At 70.2% G+C, this 3,971-nt stretch carries 5 protein-coding genes, 1 tRNA gene and 1 other RNA gene; 5 read left to right on the top strand and 2 right to left on the bottom strand.

The window, feature by feature from the left end:
- Window positions 1-71 precede the first annotated feature (71 nt).
- Both E1264_RS41070 and E1264_RS41075 read right to left on the bottom strand, forming a co-directional pair.
- Window positions 72-159: transfer RNA gene (locus tag E1264_RS41070), tRNA-Ser, on the bottom strand.
- A gap of 10 nt (window positions 160-169) precedes the next feature.
- Window positions 170-514: a DUF952 domain-containing protein gene (locus E1264_RS41075; RefSeq protein WP_132182741.1), complete on the bottom strand. Its 345-nt coding sequence runs from the start codon at window positions 512-514 to the stop codon at window positions 170-172.
- A gap of 58 nt (window positions 515-572) precedes the next feature.
- On the opposite strand from E1264_RS41075, the gene ffs reads away from it, so the two are divergent.
- From ffs to E1264_RS41095, 5 genes are all read left to right on the top strand, one after another.
- An RNA gene (ffs, locus tag E1264_RS41080) (signal recognition particle sRNA small type) lies at window positions 573-668 on the top strand.
- A gap of 57 nt (window positions 669-725) precedes the next feature.
- Window positions 726-2,765 carry a DNA polymerase III subunit gamma and tau gene (locus tag E1264_RS41085; RefSeq protein WP_132182743.1) on the top strand — a complete coding sequence of 680 codons (2,040 nt, stop codon included), beginning with the start codon at window positions 726-728 and terminating at the stop codon, window positions 2,763-2,765.
- A 33-nt stretch (window positions 2,766-2,798) separates the two neighbouring features.
- Window positions 2,799-2,969 (top strand): hypothetical protein, encoded by a 171-nt coding sequence (locus E1264_RS44265; protein WP_165964651.1) that lies wholly within the window; start codon window positions 2,799-2,801, stop codon window positions 2,967-2,969.
- Window positions 2,970-2,996: 27 nt separating this feature from the next.
- Window positions 2,997-3,128 carry a hypothetical protein gene (locus tag E1264_RS46150; RefSeq protein ID WP_279492162.1) on the top strand — a complete coding sequence of 44 codons (132 nt, stop codon included), beginning with the start codon at window positions 2,997-2,999 and terminating at the stop codon, window positions 3,126-3,128.
- 430 nt (window positions 3,129-3,558) lie between these two features.
- On the top strand, window positions 3,559-3,971 hold a 413-nt coding region (locus E1264_RS41095; RefSeq protein ID WP_132182745.1), incomplete at its 3' end, for a YbaB/EbfC family nucleoid-associated protein.

The raw sequence follows: 3,971 nt of genomic DNA on the forward strand, positions 1-3,971 counted from the left end.
GAGGGCTAAGGACAACAGCGAAGGGGCCCGCCGAGGATCGTCGGGCCCCTTCGTTTTGCCTGGTCATACCGTGGCGGAGGATGCGAGATTCGAACTCGCGAGCGCTTGCACGCAACACGCTTTCCAAGCGTGCGCCCTAGGCCACTAGGCGAATCCTCCGCGGGAAAGCCTACCGGGTCTCGGGCAGTGACCTGACATCAATTACCGCGGACACCGGGATCGGGCCGTGGACGTGTGGGAAAAGGTCACCGTCGACTTGCTCGTACCGGACGGGGGCGTCCAGTCGGGACGTGTTGATGACCAGGAGCACCAGGTCTGAGCGGGGGACGGCGGTGTAGAAGCGGTCCAGGACGCCGTCCACCTGTGCCATGTCGGACGAGCAGTGGATGAAGCCCTCTTCGTCAAGGGTCCTGCCGAGCGTCGACATCGTGTACGACACTCCCGTGTCGCGGGCGGCTTCCCAGTGGGTCCGTTCGGCGATGTGCAAGAGCGTGTCGTGTGTCGGTGCGGGCATGCGGCGCAGACTACGCGTGAAGCGTGGCAATCCTGTGCGTGGGATGCCATAGACTGAGGCAGACCCCTCGCACGGCGTCACCCTGTGAACCTCCCCAGGGCCGGAAGGCAGCAAGGATAAGCAGGCTCTGGCGGGTGTGCGGGGGGTCCCTTGATTTGACGGCGACACCGCACATCCGACGCTCTGCTTCTCGAGGGAGGGCGGACCCCCGATGAGTCTGGCTCTGTACCGCAAGTACCGGCCAGCGACGTTCGCCGAGCTGAAAGGGCAGGAACACGTCGCCGAGCCGCTGCAGCAGGCGCTGCGCAACGGCCGGATCAACCACGCGTACCTGTTCAGCGGCCCGCGCGGCTGCGGTAAGACCTCCAGCGCCCGGATCCTTGCTCGGTCGCTGAACTGCGAGCAGGGGCCTACGCCCGATCCCTGCGGCGAGTGCGACTCGTGTGTGGCGCTCGGCCCGGCGGGGACCGGCCACATCGACGTGATCGAGATCGACGCGGCGTCCCACGGTGGCGTTGACGATGCCCGCGACCTGCGGGAACGGGCGTTCTTCGCCCCGGTCTCGGCGCGCTTCAAGGTGTACATCATCGACGAGGCGCACATGGTCACGCGGGAGGGCTTCAACGCGCTGCTGAAGCTCGTCGAGGAGCCGCCGCCGCACCTGAAGTTCGTGTTCGCGACCACCGAGCCGGAGAAGGTCATCGGGACGATCCGGTCCCGGACGCACCATTACCCGTTCCGGCTGATCCCGCCGGGCGTCCTCCAGGAGCTGGTGGAGGAGATCCTCCAGGCGGAGGACGTGCCGTACGAGCCGTCCGCGCTGCCTTTGGCCGTCCGGGCCGGTGCCGGGTCGGCCCGCGACACGCTGTCCATGCTCGACCAGCTCCTCGCCGGGTCGGACGAGAAGGGCATCACCTACGCCGGGGCCGTCTCGCTGCTCGGCTACACCGACTCGGCGCTGCTGGACGAGGTCATCAGCGCGTTCGCCGCACGTGACGGCGCCGCCGTCTTCGCCGCGATCGACCGGGTGATCGAGAGCGGCCAGGACCCGCGCCGCTTCACCGCCGACCTGCTGGAACGCTTCCGCGACCTGGTCATCCTGTCGAACGTCCCGGAGGCGGGCGGTTCGGGGCTGCTGAACGTTCCGCCGGACGAGTTGGAGGACATGCGGCGCCAGGCGTCGTCGCTGGGGCCGGGGGAACTGACACGTGCCGCCGACCTCCTGCACACCGGGCTGACCGAGATGCGGGGCGCCACGTCGCCGCGGCTGCTGCTCGAGTTGATCTGCGCTCGAATCCTCCTTCCTGCGGCTTACGAGGACGAATCCTCGATGTTCGCCCGTATCGACCGGCTGGAGCGCCAGGCCGCTCAGGGCGGCTTTGCCGGGGGGCAAAGCGGCGCGGTGGCGCAGGCGTTCACGCCGCCTCCGGCGCAGGAGGCCCCCGCTCAGGGTGGAGCGGGTGGTTCTCGGACGCGTGGGGAGGAGCCATCTCCCAAGGGTGGCGCTCCCGCCGGTGGACCGGCTGCAGAAACTGAACCTGTGGATAACCGTCGTGGCGGGGCTTCCGGAGATGCGCCGAGTGCCTCCGGAGAAGGGGCTCGGGCGGCCTCTGCGGCTCCGGCTCCTGCTCCGCGTCCTGCCCAGGCCGATCCGCCGGCCGCGCAATCCGCGGGCGGGGTGGACTTCTCGTCCGTCCAGCGGCTCTGGCCGGACGTCGTCGAGGCCGTCAAGCAGAAGAGCCGCGCCACCTGGATGGTCATCATGTCCGGGGTGCAGCCGGTGTCGCTCGACGGCAAGGTGCTGACGCTGGGGTTCGACGCCGAGGGGCGCCGTCTGGGGTTCGTCAACGGCGGCCGTGACACCGTCCTCCGCGAGGTCTTCAAGGAACGGATGGGCGTCGACTGGCGGATCGAGACCATCGTCGGCGGAGCACCGGCGGGGCCTCCGCCCGGACGATCAGGCCCTAGCGGGGGGTTCGGTGCGGCGGCCACACCGAACCCGGCACCTCCGCCGCGGCCGCCCGTCCAGCCGCCTGCCCAGCCGCCCGCGCCGAGTGTCGATCAGGCCCAGGAGCCTCCGCCGCCGGACGAGCCGCCCCCGCCGGACGAGCCGCCGCCGATGGACGAGAGCGACGAGGTCGACCCGGAAGGCGACGCGGACGCCGACGGCGCCGAGGCCGAGATGAACGGGATGGCGCTCCTCCAGCGCGAGCTCGGCGGCCAGATCATCCGGGAGATCGACAACTCGTGACCCGATTCCAGCGCGAGCGGCGATCGTTTGTGTGTGGGTGACGCCCGCCTGTTCTCGACCGTCCGGCAGCTGATCAGCTCTCGGGATCCGAAGGGATTGCTGGAGATGGGCGCGCGCCAGGACGAGTGCGGTTCCGAGGTCAGGGATCGGTTCGGCCTGGTCCGTGGGGGCTCGGTGATCACGGCGGATCCGTGGCCGGTGTAATCCAGGTCGCGGCCTATCCTGCGGTTTGTGACCGTGATCTATGTGGTCGAAGGGGCCCGGACCGAGAGTCTGGAGGGCTTCTGGCGCGTCATGGGCGAGGCGGTGAACGGCCCGGGTGGCTACTTCGGCGGAACCTGGACGCGTTCGCCGACTGCCTGAGCGGCGGATTCGGCACGCCCGACGACGATGACTACGTCGTCGAATGGCGCGATCACGTCCTGTCGCGGCAGGCCCTGGGGTATCCCGAGACGGTCCGGCAGCTGGAACTGAGGCTGGCGCGCTGCCATCCGACGAACGATCCGTTGGTTCGCGCGGATCTGGAGGCCGCTCGCGCGGGACGCGGTCCCACGGTGTTCGACTGGCTGATCGAGATATTCGAGGAGCGGGCACCGGGCAGGCTCCGGCTGTGCTGATCGCCGCACCGGCCCCCCGCCCGCGTGTGCGCGTCCCGGGGCGGTGGGCGTCGGCACACCGGTGGGCGCTCTTACCGCATCCTGGTGCGAACCCGTAGTCTCGGGGGACGGACGTCCGGTGGCTGGCGGAGCGCCAGGAGATGGTCCTCACTAGGGCCCGGAGAGGGAGGTGCACCGTGGAACCCGGTGGTTTGAACATGCAGGAACTGCTCCAGCAGGCGCAGGCCATGCAGGCGCAGCTCTTCAGCGCGCAGCGCGAGCTCGCGGAGGCCGAGGTGACGGGGAGCGCCGGGGGCGGGCTCGTCACCGCGACGGTCAACGGGCAGGGGGAGATCACGGGGCTGACGATCGACCCGAAGGCCGTCGACCCCGACGATCCGGCGGACACCGCGGAGACCATCGCCGACCTGGTCCTGGCCGCGATCCGCGACGCCGGGCGCGAGGTGCAGGAGTTGCAGCAGGAGAAGATGGGGCCGCTCGCCCAGGGGCTCGGTGGCGGGGGCGGCATTCCCGGTCTCGGCGGCGGAGCCGGTGGCGGCGGGTTGCCCGGCGGGTTCCCCGGCCTCGGCGGCTCCGGCGAGCCGGGCGG

It is taken from the genome of Actinomadura sp. KC216 (assembly GCF_004348535.1).
In the GTDB taxonomy this organism is placed as follows: domain Bacteria; phylum Actinomycetota; class Actinomycetes; order Streptosporangiales; family Streptosporangiaceae; genus Spirillospora.

Excerpts from the sequence above, each read along its gene's own strand:
- E1264_RS41075 (WP_132182741.1), bottom strand. The coding sequence starts at position 514 with ATGCCCGCACCGACACACGACACGCTCTTGCACATCGCCGAACGGACC.
- E1264_RS41085 (WP_132182743.1), top strand. The coding sequence starts at position 726 with ATGAGTCTGGCTCTGTACCGCAAGTACCGGCCAGCGACGTTCGCCGAG.